This is a genomic window from Tenacibaculum agarivorans (assembly GCF_001936575.1).
GTDB lineage: Bacteria > Bacteroidota > Bacteroidia > Flavobacteriales > Flavobacteriaceae > Polaribacter > Polaribacter agarivorans.
Genome location: NZ_MSMP01000038.1, coordinates 15,992 through 36,323 on the forward strand (window position 1 = coordinate 15,992; position 20,332 = coordinate 36,323).

General features: G+C 31.3%; 17 protein-coding genes. 6 read left to right on the plus strand and 11 right to left on the minus strand.

Annotation, left to right across the window (positions count from 1 at the left end):
• Window positions 1-169: 169 nt before the first annotated feature.
• Both BVC87_RS19880 and BVC87_RS19885 read left to right on the plus strand, forming a co-directional pair.
• Window positions 170-1,660 (plus strand): S8 family peptidase, encoded by a 1,491-nt coding sequence (locus BVC87_RS19880; protein WP_075344158.1) that lies wholly within the window; start codon window positions 170-172, stop codon window positions 1,658-1,660.
• A 174-nt stretch (window positions 1,661-1,834) separates the two neighbouring features.
• Complete coding sequence (locus BVC87_RS19885) at window positions 1,835-2,230, plus strand: hypothetical protein (protein WP_075344159.1); 396 nt, start codon at window positions 1,835-1,837, stop codon at window positions 2,228-2,230.
• Window positions 2,231-2,285: 55 nt separating this feature from the next.
• Here BVC87_RS19885 and BVC87_RS19890 read toward each other — a convergent pair whose 3' ends face one another.
• The 9 genes from BVC87_RS19890 to BVC87_RS19930 all read right to left on the minus strand — a co-directional run bounded on the left by BVC87_RS19890 (window position 2,286) and on the right by BVC87_RS19930 (window position 10,118).
• Window positions 2,286-3,122, minus strand: a complete 837-nt coding sequence (locus BVC87_RS19890; RefSeq protein WP_234974699.1) for a M57 family metalloprotease — start codon at window positions 3,120-3,122, stop codon at window positions 2,286-2,288.
• 304 nt (window positions 3,123-3,426) lie between these two features.
• Complete coding sequence (locus BVC87_RS19895) at window positions 3,427-4,431, minus strand: zinc metalloprotease (RefSeq protein ID WP_075344160.1); 1,005 nt, start codon at window positions 4,429-4,431, stop codon at window positions 3,427-3,429.
• Between the two features lie 1,365 nt (window positions 4,432-5,796).
• Window positions 5,797-6,069 (minus strand): hypothetical protein, encoded by a 273-nt coding sequence (locus BVC87_RS19900; RefSeq protein WP_075344183.1) that lies wholly within the window; start codon window positions 6,067-6,069, stop codon window positions 5,797-5,799.
• 5 nt (window positions 6,070-6,074) lie between these two features.
• Complete coding sequence (locus BVC87_RS19905; protein WP_075344184.1) at window positions 6,075-6,350, minus strand: ATP-dependent Clp protease adaptor ClpS; 276 nt, start codon at window positions 6,348-6,350, stop codon at window positions 6,075-6,077.
• A gap of 6 nt (window positions 6,351-6,356) precedes the next feature.
• On the minus strand, window positions 6,357-7,190 hold the full coding sequence (prmA, locus tag BVC87_RS19910; RefSeq protein ID WP_075344161.1) for a 50S ribosomal protein L11 methyltransferase: 834 nt from the start codon (window positions 7,188-7,190) through the stop codon (window positions 6,357-6,359).
• On the minus strand, window positions 7,191-7,949 hold the full coding sequence (gene tpiA / locus BVC87_RS19915; RefSeq protein WP_075344162.1) for a triose-phosphate isomerase: 759 nt from the start codon (window positions 7,947-7,949) through the stop codon (window positions 7,191-7,193).
• 140 nt (window positions 7,950-8,089) lie between these two features.
• The gene (locus tag BVC87_RS19920; protein ID WP_075344163.1) at window positions 8,090-8,572 is read right to left on the minus strand and encodes a TlpA family protein disulfide reductase; all 483 of its coding nucleotides are present in this window, start codon (window positions 8,570-8,572) and stop codon (window positions 8,090-8,092) included.
• Window positions 8,573-9,040, minus strand: a complete 468-nt coding sequence (locus tag BVC87_RS19925; RefSeq protein WP_075344164.1) for a TlpA family protein disulfide reductase — start codon at window positions 9,038-9,040, stop codon at window positions 8,573-8,575.
• A 1-nt stretch (window position 9,041) separates the two neighbouring features.
• On the minus strand, window positions 9,042-10,118 hold the full coding sequence (locus BVC87_RS19930) for an ABC transporter permease (protein WP_075344165.1): 1,077 nt from the start codon (window positions 10,116-10,118) through the stop codon (window positions 9,042-9,044).
• Between the two features lie 179 nt (window positions 10,119-10,297).
• On the opposite strand from BVC87_RS19930, the gene pyrF reads away from it, so the two are divergent.
• Entirely contained in the window at window positions 10,298-11,110 is an 813-nt protein-coding gene (gene pyrF, locus BVC87_RS19935) for an orotidine-5'-phosphate decarboxylase (protein ID WP_075344166.1), read from the plus strand.
• Window positions 11,110-11,904 carry an ABC transporter substrate-binding protein gene (locus BVC87_RS19940; protein WP_075344167.1) on the plus strand — a complete coding sequence of 265 codons (795 nt, stop codon included), beginning with the start codon at window positions 11,110-11,112 and terminating at the stop codon, window positions 11,902-11,904. The genes pyrF and BVC87_RS19940 overlap by 1 nt, the downstream gene beginning before the upstream one ends.
• Window positions 11,905-12,128: 224 nt before the next feature.
• On the opposite strand, the gene BVC87_RS19950 is transcribed toward BVC87_RS19940, so the two are convergent.
• Window positions 12,129-12,836: a DUF4197 domain-containing protein gene (locus BVC87_RS19950; RefSeq protein ID WP_075344169.1), complete on the minus strand. Its 708-nt coding sequence runs from the start codon at window positions 12,834-12,836 to the stop codon at window positions 12,129-12,131.
• Between the two features lie 50 nt (window positions 12,837-12,886).
• On the minus strand, window positions 12,887-13,051 hold the full coding sequence (locus BVC87_RS23545; RefSeq protein ID WP_159439395.1) for a DUF5522 domain-containing protein: 165 nt from the start codon (window positions 13,049-13,051) through the stop codon (window positions 12,887-12,889).
• Between the two features lie 236 nt (window positions 13,052-13,287).
• On the opposite strand from BVC87_RS23545, the gene BVC87_RS19955 reads away from it, so the two are divergent.
• Window positions 13,288-16,746, plus strand: coding sequence for a tail fiber domain-containing protein (locus BVC87_RS19955; protein WP_099098867.1), 3,459 nt, complete (start codon window positions 13,288-13,290; stop codon window positions 16,744-16,746).
• Window positions 16,747-16,751: 5 nt separating this feature from the next.
• Window positions 16,752-20,237, plus strand: a complete 3,486-nt coding sequence (locus BVC87_RS19960; protein ID WP_075344171.1) for a T9SS type A sorting domain-containing protein — start codon at window positions 16,752-16,754, stop codon at window positions 20,235-20,237.
• The last annotated feature ends 95 nt before the right edge of the window (window positions 20,238-20,332 follow it).

A 20,332-nucleotide genomic window follows, 5' to 3' on the forward strand; every position in this document is an offset into this window, starting at 1 on the left:
TAAAAACAGCTTTTATACATAAAAAACAGTTTCACCTCCTTAAAAACAATCGCGAAATCGTTTGAAATTGCATTTTACACATTAATTCAATGTTATTTTTAAATATATATTTAAATTTTTATCTATTTTTTAATATATTCGCTACAACAAACTAAAATACCCTTCAATAATGAACAAACTTTTCGTATGCATAGCTTTTGCTATGGTGGTTGTTTCGTGCTCTAAAAACGAAGAACCAATCGACAACCAATCAACAGATTTACAAACTGACATTTTAACCAAAAAAGAAATCAACGTAATTATTCAAAATTCTATCGAGTCTACTGGCGATTTTTATTGGTCAGATACCGATACACATACTATATGGAGTGCTTTAAAATATAGTGATAATACACTTACCATTGGATATGGAGCTTCTAAAGATGAATATGCTAGAAGCAAAAGTTCTGAAGGTATTAGAGATAATATCATTAAACTAGTTAGAGAATTAGAAGTAAATAAAAACACTAAATCTAAGGCTACTGATGACTTATATATTGATGAAAATTTAAATGTAATTGACATCAAAGTTGAAAATAAAGCTACTATAGAGACTTTATTAAGCGATAGTAGAGTTCGTTACATAGAGCCTGCTACTTATAGTATGGAAGAAGATAATGATGATCTTCAATTTAAATCTAGCAAAGGTTGTGGTTTCACTTCTACAAACCTAAATTCTGCTGACTTTAGAACAGTTTCTCCTGGAGCTCGAGTACCATGGAATTTTGATATTCATAATATCCCTGCTGCATGGAATTACAGTACAGGTAGAGGAGTTACTGTAGCTATTGTAGATTCTGGGTTATCTCAACAACAACGTTGGATGAATCAATTCTTTAATGATGGACAGTCATCTGGAAGAACAGTTCAAAAATTTGGAACATTTATAGACTCTATATGGCCTTGGTCTAATAACTATGATGGACCTAATGATAAATGTGGACATGGTACAAATATGTCTGCTGTTGCTACAGCACCAAGAAATAATGATAACTTACCAGTTGGTGTGGCATATAACGCTAATTTAGTTACTTATCGTGCTGTAGAAAATGTTTTAATAGATGATTATCATGAAAAGAGAGGTGTTGCTGAAGCACTTACTGCCTTAGGTAACAGAAGTGATATTAAAATCATTTCTATGTCTATTGGTTCTCCTTTTGGAATTTCTAGAGTAAGAGATGCCGTTAAATATGCTTATAACAGAGGTAAATTAATTTTTGCTGCGGGCGGTACTTCTACTTCTTTCACGAATTGGTTTGGTGTTATTTTCCCTGCAAATATGAATGAGACTGTAGCCGTTACAGGAATAAAAGAAGGAAGATATACTAGATGTAGCAATTGTCATTCTGGATCTAAGATTGACTTTACTATTGAAATGGAACGTAACTCAGGAAGAAATGTACCAGTGTTAAGTTCTTTAGATGGTAAAGCTAGATATATTGGTGGTTCTTCAGTTGCTACAGCAACTACAGCAGGAATTGCAGCTTTAGTATGGGCTAAAAACCCTACTTGGAACAGAGCGCAAGTGTTAGACAAGTTAAAAAGAGCTGGTGAATTCTATCCAAGTAGAAATTCTGATTTTGGATATGGAAATATAGATGCATTAAAAGCGGTTCAATAAGAAGAAACTTATATAACCCCTTATTTTTATATAATGAAGCCTCACATTTTTGTGAGGCTTTTTTATTTGTCTATCCAAACTACTTTGGCATGAATTTAGTATAATTTCGTACGTATATAAGGCTATAATTATATCTTTATATACATTTGCATTAAATAATCATTTAGAAATAACATGAGAAAAATTACTTTATTTATTTTTTTAGTATTTGTTTCGTTTCAAATGTTTAGTCAAAACAGAGAAGGATCTTTGTTTTATTCTTTTGTTGAGAGAACTGAAACAGAATACAAAGCTAATGTTGATTTGTACGAGGTAGGAAAAATTCAATTTATTAAAATCGAACTTGTAGATGAAGATAAAAACGAATTGGCTTCTGAAGTAGCTGAGTTAGTTTCTAGAGATGGAAAGTACTTCCTTAGCTTTAAAGATGAAGAAACACCTGTAGAACCGCAAAACATTAACTTAACTTTAAAAAATGAGTATAATGAAATCAATTATCCTCAAATAAACATTAAGTTAATGGATAAATTATTGAGAGTGTTAGACTACTCTCAAAAAGTATTTTACTAAAAAATCCCGAGTTTTAACTCGGGATTTTATTTATACTATACATCTCTATTATTGATTAGTATAAGAATCTTAATGCTGTAATATCATTAGGACCAAACTCACCATCATCACTTGAACTAAAACAAGCAATCATTACTGATGTAGGATCATAACCTGCAGGAGTACCTGGTATTGGATTAGCCCCAATGCTTCCAACACCTTCATTTACATTTTGACCACAGCTTTGTCTTGAGAAATAATCCGTATGACGGAAACCTACTGAGTGACCAATTTCATGAGTAATTACATGCTCATTTACATTTGTAGAAAAACCTTCTAAACCGAAAATTTGAACAAATTTAAAAGGAGCTCCTCCAGATGGGAAACCAGCAGAACCACCTGAACCACTCTCGTTAGGATTGTTGTACACTACCATATCTCTTGGTTGATAATTTGTACCAAAAGTTAAATTAAATCGAATTGATAAATTTAATCTGTTGTAGTTGTTAACCGCCCATTGTAATGCAGTCTGTGCCTTGCTTGAAAGACCAAAACCTCCACCACCAGTAAATCCAATAATATCAATTACTGTATTTTGAGATACTAAGTTGTTCGTGTAATAATTTCTACCTGTAAGACCTTCAAGGTTTGGTAATTCCTTTATCTTCTCTTCAGTCATGTAAATATCACCCTCTACTTTGTACGCGGGAGTTGTACTTCCGTCAGGTAATACTAAAGCTGTTTTTTCAACATAATTAGTGTTCATGTCAAAATTAGCTAGTTTTTCAATGATCTCAGTTGACACATTGCTGTCTGCAGCAACATCCAACTCTTCATTTTTCTCAGATTGGCACGCAACAAACATTGCTCCAACCAAAAAAAGTGAAATTTGGGAGAATTTCATTTTTTTCATTTTTTAATTGAATTTTTAATGGTTTATAATTAAATTTTAACGAAAGTATAATAAATTTTTTATGTTTTTAACATAAATTTAATTCCAAACAAAATTAATTTTAAAGTTTATGTTTTAACAAAACAACATTAAATTAAACATTTAGTAATACAAAATAAACATTCAAGTTAAACGTTATAATGCTCATGTTTTTCAAAAAGCTTTATTCTAAAAATCAAACTAAATACTTAATGTATTTATTCAAAAAAAAGAAGTTACCTTAAAGGTAACTTCTCTCCTATTACAATTTTAATAGATTTTAGTATTACATTGGTAATTGACTTCTAAATCCATTAAATACTGCACGCATTCTAGTTCTTTGTCCATTGGTAAACATAAACATACAAGCGTCATCTGTATAGTCCATATAGTTCATTGTCATATCAGCAGAGCCACAATTTCTTGTCGGAAATGCAGGACATCCATAGTTAGGGCCATTAGTATTTGGCGTATCTCCTACTAAATCATCATCTCCACATCCACCTCTATTACCCCAAACATGTCTTAGATTAAAGTAATGACCAACTTCATGTGTAGTAGTTCTTCCTAATCCATATGCTCCATTTCTAGTTACTCCAAAAGCTTCTGTATCTACTACAACTCCATCAATTCTTCTATTTTGACCTGGGAAAGATGCAAAACCTAAAGCATCTGTTTGACATACCCATATGTTTAAAAACTCTCTGGTATTAATTGGATTAGAACCTCCTCTATTTCTAAATTTCATATTTTGGTTCAAAGAACCATCCGGGTTAGAATTGAAAACTCTATTCGTTCTCACTCTGATCACTCTATCTAACACAAAACGCACACCTATGTTTGCCACTCTATTTCTAAAAACTCTTGGTACTCTCTCTCTATTATTACGTAACTCAACATTATTCGCATTAAAATCTCTATTTAATACCTGTATTTGAGAGTTTATCAAATTATTAGAAAGATTTTCAGCATTATTTCTGTGTAAAATATGTACTACTACTGGAATCGTAAAAACTTGCTCTCTTTGTGCCAATGGCAATGAAGATTGTTTTTCAATAAACTTTCGGGTTTCCTGCTCTATTAAATCCATTCTTTGCTTTAATGAAGGATCTTTCAATAAGGCATCTTCTAACGCTTTATCTGTAGCGCAATTTCGTTTTTGATTTTGAAGCTCTTGTTCAACAGTAATAGCATCTGTTTCATTGGTTAATTCTGCTTCTTCATTTTGATTACATGATGTAACACACATTAATGTAATCAGACCGATTACGGGAGTTAATAATTTTCTCATTTTTTTGATATTTATTAATTACTAATGGTTAATTAATGATAAAAGTAAACTGAAATCATCTTTTTGATAAATAAAAATCAATAAATTAACAAATTTTACAAATCCATTAACAACTCAAAAAATAGTCTAATCGTAAACCAAAAAACTGAAATAAGTAGATGCTATCTATGTTTTCCATAAGAAAAACTCTTTTTTTCATATTAAATTTAGTGTTAAAAACTTAGAGTAAAACATTTGAAGTTTTGGAAGTAGAAATAAAAAAAGCCTTACATCAAACTTGATATAAGGCTAGCTAACCAAACTTATTATAAAAACTAACTACTATTATTTTTTAAAAAAGCTTCTTTTCAAAGTACACCGCTTTTAAAGAAGCTTTTGTACAACTACGCATACTAATTATGGGATTATTCTAGTATAATATTTTATGATTTCTTTACTTTCTTTTTTACTGTATCACTACACTATTTTGACACATTTATTTTTAATAAGTCACATTAAGTTCTAAAAAAAGAAATCTCAAGTATAAACCCGAGATTTCTCATATTAAACCAAACTTATTATAAAACTACTACTAAATCTCAAACTTTTGAACTACAATAAACATACAGTTTTTGTAGCTTCTACTATTTTAAAGAACTATCAACTTCATTACTCCTCTACACTTTTTTAGACACTATATTTCTTAATAAGTCACTAAAAACAAAAAAATATTTATAATTATTGTATTTCCAAAGCTCTAGTTTCTATACTGCCTTATTAAAAACATTTAGTTCAAATGAAAAAGATTATACAAAAAGAGAAGCCTTGAGTATTGTACTCAAGACTTCATTGTCTAACCAAACTTAGTATAAAAACTAACTACTACTATTTAAAACTAATTTTTTTACACTTTTTACAGTGCTATGTTCCACTATTTATGATTCAAACATTTTAGGGATTATATGTATATATAATGATAATGGGGATTATCCTGATATATTTCTTTTTAATGAACTTATTAAAGTTATATTCTTACTTATTACACTATTAAGACACGCTATTTTTTAATAAGTCACATTGTTTTAAAAAAAAGAGACTTCAAATAGTATTGAAGCCTCCTTGTCTAACCAAACTTAGTATAAAAACTAACTACTACTATTTTTAAAACTACTATTAACTATATTCTTTTTTTATTATTGTGTATTTCTGAATTAAGATGATCTTTTTTCAGAAAACAATTTAATTGTGTCTTATCGTGATAATTATTACAATGAACTTTTTGTATTAACAACTATTATTTTGTTGTCTACATTTAATAAGACACAGTATTTTTTAATAAGTCACCAAAAAACAAAAAAACTCAAAAAAAATTTTTGAGTTTTTATTTTAGTATAAATATTTTCTTAGTATTATTCGATGTTCTGGCAGCGATTTATCGTAGTGTTTTACCAGTAATTCTAGTATTTTCGGGGGTTCTTTCCCTATACTTTCTTTGGAAGAAAACTTGGAAACATATAAATGATATTTTTCTTCTTCTTTTTCAAAAATTAAAAAATGTTGTTCATTTAACTCTGTGAATGCAATTGTATTTCCGTTAAACGTATTAGATTCATCTTGAAAAAAATCTGAGAATTCATAATACCTAAAAACATTTTCCATGTTCATTATACTATTTCAGCAGATAAACCTAATTCTAGAAGTTTACTACATCTAGGCTCTAAATCTCTATACTCTCCTGTTTTCACAGCACATTTACCTTTGTAATGTACCAAAATAGTACATTGTTCAGCTTGTTCCAGTGTGTGATCACATACGCTAACCAGACTATCGATCACAAAATCGAAAGTATTAACATCATCATTATATAGAATAATCTCATGCTTACTGGTTTCTTCAACCAATACATCTAACTCTTCTTGAATTTTCTCTATAGTACTCATCTTCATCTATTTTACATATTTAAGTGACACCCAATTATTTCTTTCAATTGTATGATCTAATTTTATACCATACTTACTTGTCTCTTCATTTATTATGGGTATGTCTTCTTTATAAAAACCACTTAAAAGTAATATTCCTTTTTCATTTAAGCAATTTATATACGTTTCCATGTCTTTTAAAAGAATATTTCTGTTGATATTTGCAATAATAACGTCATATGTTCTTCCTGACAAAAGTTCAGCATCTCCTTCAAAAACAGTTATATTATGACATGAATTTCGCTCTACATTTTCTATAGAATTAATATAACACCAGTTATCTATATCTATAGCATCTATGGGATTTGCTCCTTTCATTTCAGCAAAAATTGCTAAAACTCCTGTTCCGCATCCCATATCTAAAACTTTTTTACCTTCTAAATCTAAACTTATCAAATGCTGAATCATCATGTGTGTAGTTTCATGATGCCCAGTACCAAAACTCATTTTAGGTTCTATAACGATATCATAAGACAAGTTAGGATTTTCATGAAAAGGAGCTCGAATACTTACTATTTCATCAACTTGAATAGGCTCAAAGTTTTTTTCCCATTCTTCATTCCAGTTCGTTTGTGTTACCTCATGTTGCGTATATGCAATTTGAAATTCTGTCGAGTTTAAAATAAAAAGATCATCTATAATATCTTTTCTCCAATCTTTCTTTTGAATATAAGCCAACACTCCGGTTTCATTTTCTACAAAACTTTCAAAGCCAACACTACCAAGTTCTGCTATTAATATTTCAGTAGCAGGTTCTTTAGGTGTAACAGAAAATGAGTATTCTATATATATACTATCCAATTAAATTGATTTTACTATAGCAGAAAAATCTTCAGCTTTTAATGAGGCTCCTCCAATTAAACCACCATCAACATCTGGTTTTGAAAAAATTTCTTCTGCATTTTTTGGTTTTACACTTCCTCCGTATAAGATAGAAACTCCTTCAGCCATATCTTTACTATATTCTTTAGCTAATAGACCTCTAATAAACTCGTGCATTTCTTGAGCTTCTTCTGCTGTTGCTGTTTGGCCAGTTCCGATTGCCCAAACTGGTTCATATGCTAAAATGATATTTTTGAAAGCTTCAGATCTTAGTGCAAATAACGCATTTTTCAATTGTTCTTCAACTACTTTAAAATGATTATTTGCTTGACGGTCTTCTAACTGTTCTCCAAAACAAAAGATTACATCAAATCCTTTACCTATAGCTGTATTTACTTTTTCAGCTAAAGCACTATCTGTCTCATTAAAGTAAGCTCTTCTTTCTGAATGTCCAAGAATTACAACATTAACACCTATATCAGATAACATATCTATTGAAATTTCACCTGTAAATGCACCATTTTTGGCTTGATGTACATTTTGAGCTGCCACTTCAATCTTACTTTTTTCTGTTTTTTTAACTGCTTGATGTAAGTTTACATATGTAGGAGCAATAATAACTCGAGTATCTTTTAACTTAATTCCTTTTAACCCTTTTTTTAATCCTTTAATTAATTGTTTTGTTTCTACTAGGGTATTGTTCATTTTCCAGTTACCTGCTACTACTTTTTTTCTCATGATTTCGTATTATAATTTATTTGTATTTGAAAGCTGATTACTAAATAGTTATTAAAAACTATAACAATCCATACAAAACTACTTTTTTAATGATTAAGTTTTTAAATTAAATCTTCATTTTTTTACGAAATCGTAATATTTTATTCTAAAGCCTTTACTATTCTTTTATCATCTACTTTCACAGCATTAAATACTTCTATTTTTTGATTTTCATCTATAACAAGATATCGAGGTATCCATGATAAATCTAAAAAATTACCAAAATCTCCATCCCAACCAGAAGGTAGTAAAAAATGTTCCCCTTGAACATTGTACTTTTGTATTCCGTCTTTTAATTCTTCTAAAGAGTTATCAATAGATAAAAAAAGAAAAACAACCTCGGGATGCTCTTTTTGCAACTTTACAATCTTCGGCATTCCTTTGATACAATCTCCACACCAAGAAGCCCATACATCTATCAATACTTTTTTTCCTTTATATTGAGTAATTACCTCTTTAAAAGAAAGAGATTTATTATCTAATGAAATAAATTGTTCTTGTAATGCTTTTTCAGAAAATTGCGTTTCTATTCTTGTTTTACAGCCTAACAAAAAGATAAATAGAATTAAAAAGGAATATTTCATTTACTTTAGTTTATCTGAAACTTTTGAAGCTTTAAACACTTCAATATTTCCCTGTTCATCTATTTTTAAAAATCTGGGTATGCTTTTTAACTTTAAAAATTGCCCTAAATCTCCATCTCCTTTTTTGGGGATATAATAAAACTGTCCTTTAGGTTTTACATATTTTAATCCATTTTTCCAATCGTGATAGGTATGATCTACTGAAAGGAAAACAAATTCATGATCTGGGTTTTCTTTTTGAAATTGTAAAACATCATCAAAACTATCTTGACTAACTGGACAATAGCTAGCAAATACTTGTGCGAAGACTTTTTTTCCTTTATTTTTTTCTAAAATTCCACTTAGAGATATCGAGTCTCTTTCTAAAGTTACCAACTTTTCGTTTAATGCTTTTTCAGAAAATAGTTTTGGAGAAGCACAATTAGCAAATAAAACAGCTACAAAACTTACAAAAAATAAATACTTCATTTTAATTCAATTTTACTCTAGGATCTAACCAAACATACATAATATCTACTAAAATATTAATCATAATAAACAGACTAGATATTATTAATACACTTCCCATAATTATAGGCAAATCTAACGTATCTAACGCATTTACAATTTCCTTTCCTAAACCATTCCAATTAAAAATATACTCGATAAAAACTGCTCCAGCTAACATAGAAGCAAACCAACCTGAAATTGCAGTTATTACTGGATTTAAAGAATTTTTCAATGCATGATTTTTAATCACTTTAAAATACGATAAACCTTTAGCTTTTGCTGTTCGAATATAATCTTGGTTCAACGTTTCTAACAATGAATTTCGCATTAATTGTACTACTACTGCCAATGGACGAATACCTAAAACAATCGCAGGTAATATTAGATTTTTCCACTGTATGTATATTCCTTCTCCAAAATCATCAACTTCATATAAACTTCCTGTCATTTCTAGCCCTGTAAAATCATGTAGCACAAAACCGAAGAACCACGCAAATAGTATTGCCGAAAAAAATGAGGGTAAACTCATTCCTAAAGTACTAATGACAGCTATGATTCTATCAAAAAAAGTATTCTTGTAGAGTGCTGATAGAATTCCTAAAACCACTCCAAAAAGAATTGCAATAGTTATAGAAAATAATGCCAATACAACAGTATTGGGCAATGTTTCTTGAATCACGCTCCATACACTTTTTCCGTTTTTTTGAAAAGATTCTCTTAAATAAGGAAATTTAAGAACTATAGTAGTATTTGCAATAGTAAACAATTTGGCATAATTATATTTATTACTAGCTAATGAAGTATAACTTGTTTCATCTCCACTATGAAAGGAAACTGGAGATAAGTCATTAATGTAATATAAGTACTGAGTTCCTATAGACTGATCAAACCCATATTTCTTTCGGATAATCTCTAACTGTTCGCTATCCTCTCGTTGCCCCATTAACATTCTAGCAGGATCACCTGGCAAAACATTGAACAACAAAAAAACAACAGTAACCACTCCAAAGAGTGTTAAAAAACCATAAAGAAGTTTAGTAATTATATATTGAAACATACTCAAACAAAGATAGCAGAAAACTTTATAACTAATATTCAAAAAACTATTTTAGATCTACTTTGTTATACTTACGTACCTTTACTTAACTCCTTATTTTACTTCTATTTTGGTAGCATAAATAAACCTTGTAAATAGTATAAAATAATTACTTTTGCCTAACTTTTTAATAACTATAGATGACAACACAAGAATTAGTAGCGGAAATTAAACGAAAAAAATCTTTTTTATGTATTGGTTTAGATGTAGATCTTACTAAGATTCCAAAACATTTACTAAGCGAAGAAGATCCAATTTTTGCATTTAATAAAGCAATTATTGATGCTACACATCATTTATGTGTTGCCTATAAACCTAATACCGCTTTTTACGAAGCCTATGGCATTAAAGGTTGGAAAGCATTAGAAAAGACTATCGACTATATCAATAAAAATCATCCTGAAATATTTACCATAGCAGATGCTAAAAGAGGAGATATAGGAAATACCTCAACGATGTATGCTAAAGCTTTTTTTGAAGATTTAGCTTTCGATTCAGTCACTGTTGCTCCTTACATGGGAAAAGATTCTGTAGAGCCATTTTTAGCTTTTGAAAACAAACATACTATTGTATTAGCGTTGACTTCTAATCAAGGAGCTTATGATTTTCAAACGCTTAAAATAAATGAAATAGAGTTATACAAAGAAGTTTTAAAAACTTCTAAAACATGGGAAAACTCTCATAATTTAATGTATGTTGTAGGAGCTACAAAAGCGGAATATTTAAAGGAAATAAGAACTATTATTCCTGAAAACTTTTTATTAGTTCCAGGAGTTGGAGCTCAAGGAGGAAATCTCCAAGATGTATGTAAGTATGGTATGACAGACTCTATAGGTTTACTAATTAATTCTTCAAGAGGAATTATATATGCTGGAAATGATGTAAATTTTGCAGATGCGGCAGCAGAAAAAGCCAAAGAATTACAAACTCAAATGGAAGCTTTACTTAAGTAATGACAATTACCGACCAATTAGATAGAGAGATTTCTTTAGATCATTCTCCTAAAAGAATTATTTCTTTAGTTCCAAGTCAAACAGAATTATTATATGATTTAGGACTAGATGATAACATTGTTGGGATTACTAAATTTTGCGTTCATCCATATCATTTAAAACAGACTAAAACCATAGTTGGTGGAACTAAAAACATAAAGATTGAAAAAATCAAGGCCTTGCAACCTGATATTATTTTATGTAATAAAGAAGAAAACACAAAAGAAATTGTTGAGTTATGTGAAGAGATTGCTACGGTTCATGTTTCGGATATCTACACTTTAAATGACGCTAAAGAATTAATACGACAGTATGGTGTTTTATTTTCTTGTAGAACTAGAGCTAACAGTATTATTGAAAAATTAGATTTTAAACTCAATGATTTTAAACTATTCATCAAAGATATAGCTCCTAAAAAAGTAGTCTACTTTATTTGGAGAAACCCATGGATTGTAGCTGCTAATGATACCTTTATCAATCATATTCTTGAACTTAATAAGTTTATCAATATTTACAAAAACAAAGAACGGTACCCTGAAGTTGAGTTAAAAAAAATTAGATTAAAAGGAGATCCCGATTTAGTTTTTCTTTCATCTGAACCCTATCCATTCAAAGAAGAGCATGCTTTTGAAATTGGGAGATGTACACATCATGCTAAAACAGTTTTTGTAGATGGAGAATTATTTTCTTGGTATGGAAGTAGATTATTAAAATCTTTTGAGTATTTCAAAAAATTACACCAAAGAATTCTCTAAGTAGTTTACTCTATTTAACTTTTCTAGAACTTTCATAGCTTTATATAAAGCTATGTCACTCTTCACCTCATCTTCATACTTATAATCATTAGAACGCTCAAGTAACATGTAATAGCGTTCTTGCAGATGTTTTTTATATTTAGACAATTGATTTAAGCGTGACATAACTCATATAATTACATCTTAAATATAGTAATAAATTTTTGAAATTCAAACACTTACAACTACTTATTATCTTGTAAAGCAAAAACCTTTCTTAATAAATCGGTATTACGTAAGCCTATTTTATTTCGAATCCCTTTTTCCTCTACCGCAATCATAGTATATACACCTTCCAAAGCCTCTGTTGTCACGTAATCGGTTAGGTCCGGATTTACCTTAGTCACAAAAGGAATTGAGTTGTATTTAGATATTAAATTTGCCCAAATTTGATCTGCACCTACCTTACCAAAAGATTTTTTTATTACTGGATTAAACTTTGAATATAAAGCAGTAGTAGTCTTTCCTTCTAGGTAACTAGTAGCAGCTCTATCATTTCCTAATAAAATATTTTTTGCATCGTTGAAGGTGATATCTTTTACTGCACTCACAAAAATTGGAGTTGCTGTCTTTACTGCATCTTCAGCAGCTCTATTTAAAGCTTTTACTCCTTCATCAGCCAATTTACTTAATCCTATTTTACGCAAACCTTTATCTACAGCTTGTAATTCTTTAGGCAATAAAATCTTTACTAACTCATTTCTATAAAAACCGTCTTTAGCCGTTAATTTAGATACTTGATGTTGAATTCCATTATCTAAAGCCTGACGCAGCCCTGCTCCTATTTGATCTTGAGTTAAACCTCCTTGAGGTAATTGACTTGCTATTTTTTGTAATTCTGCACAACCTACAAATTGAAGAGCTATAAATGCAATACAAATCTTTTTAATCATGTTTTAAAATTTATTTTTAATTAGGATACATTAATTGTTATTAAGTCACATTATATAAAACTATCTGTCTTCTTATCATAACCATAAGGACAATGTTTACAACCACTTTTACAACAATATCCTCTTCTTAAATGGAATTGTTCTGTAAAAACCTTATATCCTTGTTCGTTCAGATAATAATCTCCTTCAACTAATTCTATTCTTTTATTATACATACGGTAAAGATACTCTTTAAACTATTACTAAAGAAAAAGTAATACAATTTCTAATCACACTAGGTAACCTTTTTTAAGTAAACGTCTCTCTAAGGTAAATAAGCATTTGCTTTAGGGTTGATCACCCTTACAATGAAAAAAAATTACAATGATGTAATCGCGGAAACCGAAAAGCGAAAGAGTAGGAATTTATAACGCATAGAAATGACATTGTCATTTTCAAAAAATAAACAAAAATGAAACAACCAATCTTAACATTAACACTATTAATGTTCTGCCAATTTTTAATGGCACAGAATACATTTACCAAAACAAACACTACTGTGCACCCAAATACACAGATTGTAAATTTAGCAGATGACAACTTTGTATTCGGAAGCACTACCATTAATGCTACTAATATAATATCTAGTAAACGTTTCTTATATCATAAGGATTTAGCAGCTTTTAGAGCTGGTGAAGCCAACGCAGGATTTTGGGATATCAATAATATAGGAAAATGGTCGGTAGCTTTTGGAGTAAACACTACAGCTTCTGGAACTTCTAGTTTTGCCGGCGGGGCTTTTAGTACGGCTAGCGGAGCAAATTCACTAGCGTATGGAGCTAGTGCAACGGCTTCATCTGATGATGCCATGGCACTCGGACATTTGGCTAGAGCAACTAATAATTATGCAATTGCTTTTGGGCATTCTTCTGTAGCTTCAGGAGTAGAGAGTATTTCTATCGGTAATAGCGCAAACTCAAATAGTTTAAGAGCAATAGCCTTAGGGGCAAGTGCTAATGCATTGGCACCATACTCAATTGCACTATCACAATCTTCAGCAAACAGTGATTGGGCATTAGCTGCGGGACTTTCTTCTGCTACGGGATTATATAGTAGTGCTTTAGGAAACTCAACTACTGATGGCAGATATAGCTTCGCTGCTGGTAACGCAACAGTTAAACAAGACTATGGCGCTGCTTTAGGTAGAGGAACATCAAATGACATTGGAGCATTTGCTGTTGGAAATGCTACAGCTTCTGGTAAATATAGTGGAGCAATTGGGCAAAGTACTACCAATGGTGAAAATGCTTTTGCAGTTGGTTTATCCGAAGCTATTGGATACAATAGTATTGCTTTAGGTAGAGCTAAGGCTGATGGAATTGGTGCTTTTGCCGCAGGTAACTTCGCTAATTCTACAGGACAAGGTGCTTTTTCAGGAGGACAAGCTTCTGAAGCTAAAGGTACTGGTGCAACAGCTTTTGGAATTTCAACTAAAGCTTTAGCAGATGGTGCCTTTACTAGTGGATTAAATACTAACGCTACTGCTCCATATGCCTCTGCTAATGGTACATTCACAAATGCTAACTTTAGTAATGAATTTGTTGTTGGAACTGCCAACACTAATACTTCTTACGGAGCAAGCTCTCTATTCAATCCTTTATTTGTAGTTGGAAATGGTAGTAGTAACACCAATCGTGATGATGCTATAGCCGTGCTTAGAAATGGAGATATCATTATTCCTGATTTACCTAACGATGTAACTACTACTACTGCTAAAAATGTCGTGGTATTACCTAATGGAACATTGAGAGTTTCTAATCAAAGTAGTGCTGTAGATTTAGATGAACAAACACTTAGTTTCGATCCCGCTACATTGAACTTATCAATTTCAAACGGTAATAGTGTTACTTTGGTTGATGAGGACAAACAAATATTAACTTTTGATGCTACCACCAATCAACTTTCTATTTCTAATGGAAACTCTGTAACATTACTTGCTTCTAATTCAGGAGGAAACTCATATACAGCGGGACAAGGATTAAGTTTATCTGGAACTACTTTTAATGCAAATGTAAAAAATGGTTTAAACATTACCAGTAGCGGTAATTCTATTCAGTTAGGAGGAACATTAATTAAAACAACTGATATTGATAAAAAGGGATATGATATCTCTTTTTCTGGAAGTGGAAATTTCATTGTAGGAGCTACACAAATAGACAATCAAACTGGTGGACATGACGATCTCAAAATGTATTTTGCTAAAAATGGTGCTTTCCGTGCTGGTTTTGTACAAGGAAGTGAATGGGACTACACTAATTTAGGAAGTTACTCAGTAGCTATGGGGCAAGATACTCAGGCTTTAGGAGTTGCATCTGCCGCTTTTGGTAGAGAGTCGATTGCTAAGGGAGGACACGCTATGGCCATAGGAACACAAACTGAAGCTATAGGTGGTAGTTCTTTTGCTATGGGAACTTTTAGTAAAGCTATTGGTTTAGAATCTGTAGCTATGGGTAGAGCTTCTCAAGCTTTAGATACGCATTCAGTCGCTATCGGTTCATCAGTAAAATCTTCTGGAAAATCATCAATTGCTATGGGAGAAACCGTTAGTTCTTCAGGTAACGCCTCGGTAGCTTTAGGAAAAGGATCAACTTCAACCGCTGAAGCTTCTATTGCGTTCGGATTACAAAATAATGCTACTGGAATGTCTTCTGTTGCTGGAGGAAGATTAAATCAAGCCTCAGAATTAGCTGCAATTGCTCTAGGAAGTAATAACAAAGCTGATGGTCGATATTCAATAGCCGCTGGTAGTAATAATGTTACAACACAAGAAGGTACGGCTGCAATAGGTATTGCTAATCAAGCAAATGCTTGGGCTTCTTTTGCTGCTGGTGGAAGCAATACTAGTGACGGAAATTATAGCGTAGCTTTAGGAAATACAAATACTTCTTCTGGAAGTTCTTCTACAACTATGGGATATAATAATAAAGCAGTTGGCAATCATTCTGTTGCTATGGGACTTAATACAATTACAAATGGAATAAATTCTATTGCTGCTGGTAGCACAAATATTTCTAATGGAAGATCTAGCGCAACCATTGGTGATAATTTAATTGCGAATTCTTTTGCTGAAGTAGTTGTGGGGACATTTAACGCAAACACTCCTGCTGCTAGTGATACTAGTTGGAAAATTTCTGATAAAGTTTTTGTTGTAGGTAGAGGAACCAACGCTAACAACAGAAGAGATGCTTTAGTGGTTTATAAAAATGGAAATATTACACATGCAGGTACTATATCACATAGTTCAGACAAACGATTAAAAACCAATATTAAACAATTAGAAGGAGTTCGTGAGAAATTAAGTAAAGTAAATGCTTATACCTACAACTGGACTGAAGAAGCCAATAGATCTGAAAATTTACAATATGGTGTTATTGCACAAGAAGTAATGGAATATTTTCCTGAATTAGTAACTAAAGATAGCGAAGGATTTTACGCTGTTAATTATACTGGACTAATTCCTTTATTATTGAATGCTTTTAAAGAAGAAGTGAATACTAGAGACCAAGAAATAAGTGCTCTGAAAGAAGATATTCAAGAGTTAAAAAATATAGTAAACGAAATTAGAGGAGGTGAATCAGAAAAGCAATCAGTATCAACGATTGAAAAACCTGCTCTTTTCAATGACTCTATTTTTAACGGTGTTACGCTATATCCAAACCCTTCTGAAAATGAGATTTTCATCAAAATCAAAAACGGTGATATCAATACTGTTAGCTATTTAATTTCAGATACATCAGGAAACATTGTTCAAGAAAAAACAGCATATACAAATAGTATTAATATTTCTCGCCTTTCTTCAGGAATGTATTATTTAATGCTTACTTCTGAAGATAACACAGATAAAAAAATGATCAAATTCATCAAAAAATAAAACAAATGAAAAAATTCATATTAACTAGTATAGTATTTGGTTGTATTTATTTTTCATACAGTCAAATTTCTAAAAAAGAAGAAAACAGAATTGAAGAGCCCTATTTCTATGAAATCGTTGAAAAAATGGAAGAGCTTGTAAAGCTTGATAGAAATGAAACCCAAAAAGACGAAAAAAAGACATCAAAACAGTTTGAAAGATGGAAGTCTTACTGGTTGCCTAGAATAGGAAAATATGGAAAGCTCAGCACTACCAGTAAACAAATGAACAACACTATTAATAGTAGTAATTTCTTTTGTAGTTCTCCAGCAACTTGGAACGAACTAGGTCCAACATCTTTTCCTCAAAATAATAGTAATAATCAAAGAGGTATTGGACGATTAGATTTTGTAAAGCTACACCCAAAATATAATGGTACAACAAACCAAACGGTATTTGCTGGTGGTATACCAGGCCTTTGGATATCTAAGAATAATGGAGATAAATGGACCAATCTTAATTCTGATCACTTTGAGGTCAGTGCTTGTTCAGATATAGCTATTATGGAAGATTCTTTTGGTACAGAAATATTACTATCTGCTACGGGTGCTAAAAAAATTGGTAGTTCAGAAATATCTTTAAGAAGTATCGGATTAAAAAGATCCATTAATGGAGGTAGTACATGGACAACTATCAACTTAGAAGCAACTCCATGGAACATTCAAGATAAAAATACAATCACTGAAATAGCCGTAGATCCAAATGCTAACAACAGAATATATGTAGCAGTATCACAGTTTACATGGAGCCCTGTAAATGATTATTTCAACACTACAAGCGTACGCGATCATGATAAAGGTAAATTATTTGTTTCAGAAGATTACGGATTAACATGGAATAAAATTTATGAAGGTTTTTCTATTCAGGATATTGAATTTAAAACCAACGATCCTAACTACCTGTATTTATCAGGTCACAAATTAGTTAAAGTAAGAAGATTAGGAATAAATAATTATTCATTTACTGACTTAACTGGAAAGCTAATAGATCCTAATAACAGTCTAAATAATTTTAATTTCAACAACCTCAATTGGTGGAATGGACAAGCCATAAGAATGGATGCGGAAGTTACAAGAGCAAACAGTGACGTAGTTTATGTATATGGCTTTTTCTTTGACTCAAATAATACACGTAGAAAAGTAATTTGGAAATCTACAGATAATGGAATAAGTTTTACCACTACCAATACAAATACCACACCTGGACATAATTGGTATAGAGGCTCTATAGAAGTATCTCATCAAGATGAAAACACCTTATTTTTCGGGGCAAATCAACAAAAAGGGGCTATTTCTACCGATGGAGGGAGTTCTTGGGATTATACTCCTTTAAATTCTGTACATGCAGACACTAACGATTTCGATGCTTCTCATTTAAACCCGGATTATGTTTTTCTTGCCAATGATGCTGGTGTGTATAGAAGTTTTGATCATGGTAATACATGGCAAATTAGTTCTGAAGGTTTAGGAGTAGGAGAAATATATGACATTGGTATGTCTTTAAGAACTAATCCTTCTATTCCAGATATTATACAAGGAGGTTTTCAAGATGTAAATTGCATGGTAGGTACCTCTCAAAGTAATTGGTTAAATTCTAATGGTACATCTGGAGACGGAATGGTATGTATAGTTGATCCAACAAATCCAAATATAGTATACAGTGAAGCTCAAAATGGTATTATACGAAGATCAACAAATGGTGGAATTACCTTTAGCCCCTATTATGTTGGTGGTTTTGCCGGAGGTGCTTGGGTAACTCCTATGACCTTAGATCCCAATAATACAAATCGTTTGTTTGTAGGTAAAAATGATGTATGGGTTAGAAATGGAAGTTCTATTACACAGCTACCAAATAATAATAGACCTGGAAATCAAACGATAATCGCTTTAAAAGTAGCTCCTAGTAATTCTAACATTATTTACGCTGCTTACGAACAAGGAATAGCTAATAGTTCTATGACACAATGGTGGGGAGATCCAAATAGAATAATGGAACGTCAACTTTTTAAATCTATTGATGGTGGAAATTCATGGATTGATATTTCTCCTAGACAGATAATGAAAGGGTCTAACGGAACTATATCTAGCATAGAAATTGACACCGAAGATGCTAACAAAATTTGGATTACGTATAATACATACGGAAGCAGGTATAAGGTTTTATCATCCAAGTCAGGGGGAGATAATGATGATTGGTTAAATTATTCTCAAGGTCTGCCCAATGTTCCTGTAAATAAAATAATCATGACTCCTACTCATAATAATCCGATAAAAAAACATGACTTTTTATATCTAGCTACTGATTTTGGTGTTTACTACAGAAATACAAATATGTCTCAATGGGAATGTTATAGTGACGGCATACCTAATGTAAGTGTTATGGATATAGAAATAGATGAATATCAAAACATTATTAGATGTGCAACTTATGGAAGAGGCGTTTGGCAAGGAGGTCTACATCCTGAAGATCGTGCTTATAATAATTCTTCTTTTGCTTTTCAAACTTCATGCGCAGCAGACGGAACTACAAGTGTAGAAGTTACTCCGAGTGATCAAACGCTAGGAGTAAATCATTCATGGACTCTAATTCAGACTTCTGCACCAAATCAAACGGGCGATAGTTATAATATTCAACAAATTGGTAGTAGTTTGTGCTGTTCTTCTGGTACAAAAACATTTACAGGATTAGAAGCAAACAAATATTATTATATAAAACATGGTGTTTGGAGTTCAAATCATGGTTGGCAAGAAACGAGAACTTATATTCCAACAATCCAAGAATCTATTAGCTCAGAATTTCATTTTGAAGATGCTAATGGCCAAATAAAAACAAGCTTTTGTAGTGCTGATAAAATTTATCTGAATGGTGTTGCTTGTGAAAGCGAAACCCAATATTTTATGGATGCTTGGAAACGCCCTTTAGGAAGTAGTGGTTCTTTTTCTTATCATGCTAATTATGGTTGGACTAGTGGTCAATTAGGACTTATTAATCTAAGAGATGCTTTTTTAAATCACGGGCAAAATCCTGGTGAACAATTTATTCCTGGATATGAATACCAAATTAAAATAGCTGTAGCTAATAATCCTTGTGTAGGATGGTTATCTAGTACTAAAACATTTTCTATCCCCCACTGTTTCTCTTCTATTGATGATAGTTATATTAAATTTAGAGATCAATTTCTGCAAAACGACGAGTTGACTGCAACTCCTATTAAAAGTTATAACGTAAAACCCAATCCAAGTAATGGAATATTTGAAGTTCAATCCTTAGAAAGAAATTCTACTCATATACATTATAGAGTTTTCAATCAACAAGGTAAAACACTAATTGAACAACACCTAAAAAACCAAACAAATTTCACAATAAATCTCTCTAAATTTTCAAGTGGTATTTATTACTTAGATATTTATACTGATCATAAAAATGAAAAAATTAAATTAATCAAGAAATAGTTATAAACTGCAAAAGAGGTTGTTTTTATTTTAAAACAACCTCTTTTTTACTTCTTTGAAATTTATCTTTTGAAAATTAACTCTACATCTAATAT

Excerpts from the sequence above, each read along its gene's own strand:
- pyrF (WP_075344166.1), top strand. The coding sequence starts at position 10,298 with ATGACAACACAAGAATTAGTAGCGGAAATTAAACGAAAAAAATCTTTT.
- BVC87_RS19920 (WP_075344163.1), bottom strand. The coding sequence starts at position 8,572 with ATGAAATATTCCTTTTTAATTCTATTTATCTTTTTGTTAGGCTGTAAA.
- BVC87_RS19895 (WP_075344160.1), bottom strand. The coding sequence starts at position 4,431 with ATGAGAAAATTATTAACTCCCGTAATCGGTCTGATTACATTAATGTGT.
- BVC87_RS19930 (WP_075344165.1), bottom strand. The coding sequence starts at position 10,118 with ATGTTTCAATATATAATTACTAAACTTCTTTATGGTTTTTTAACACTC.
- tpiA (WP_075344162.1), bottom strand. The coding sequence starts at position 7,949 with ATGAGAAAAAAAGTAGTAGCAGGTAACTGGAAAATGAACAATACCCTA.
- BVC87_RS19890 (WP_234974699.1), bottom strand. The coding sequence starts at position 3,122 with ATGAAAAAAATGAAATTCTCCCAAATTTCACTTTTTTTGGTTGGAGCA.
- BVC87_RS19955 (WP_099098867.1), top strand. The coding sequence starts at position 13,288 with ATGAAACAACCAATCTTAACATTAACACTATTAATGTTCTGCCAATTT.
- BVC87_RS19880 (WP_075344158.1), top strand. The coding sequence starts at position 170 with ATGAACAAACTTTTCGTATGCATAGCTTTTGCTATGGTGGTTGTTTCG.
- BVC87_RS23545 (WP_159439395.1), bottom strand. The coding sequence starts at position 13,051 with ATGTATAATAAAAGAATAGAATTAGTTGAAGGAGATTATTATCTGAAC.
- BVC87_RS19925 (WP_075344164.1), bottom strand. The coding sequence starts at position 9,040 with ATGAAGTATTTATTTTTTGTAAGTTTTGTAGCTGTTTTATTTGCTAAT.
- BVC87_RS19905 (WP_075344184.1), bottom strand. The coding sequence starts at position 6,350 with ATGAGTACTATAGAGAAAATTCAAGAAGAGTTAGATGTATTGGTTGAA.
- BVC87_RS19900 (WP_075344183.1), bottom strand. The coding sequence starts at position 6,069 with ATGGAAAATGTTTTTAGGTATTATGAATTCTCAGATTTTTTTCAAGAT.
- BVC87_RS19940 (WP_075344167.1), top strand. The coding sequence starts at position 11,110 with ATGACAATTACCGACCAATTAGATAGAGAGATTTCTTTAGATCATTCT.
- BVC87_RS19960 (WP_075344171.1), top strand. The coding sequence starts at position 16,752 with ATGAAAAAATTCATATTAACTAGTATAGTATTTGGTTGTATTTATTTT.
- BVC87_RS19885 (WP_075344159.1), top strand. The coding sequence starts at position 1,835 with ATGAGAAAAATTACTTTATTTATTTTTTTAGTATTTGTTTCGTTTCAA.
- BVC87_RS19950 (WP_075344169.1), bottom strand. The coding sequence starts at position 12,836 with ATGATTAAAAAGATTTGTATTGCATTTATAGCTCTTCAATTTGTAGGT.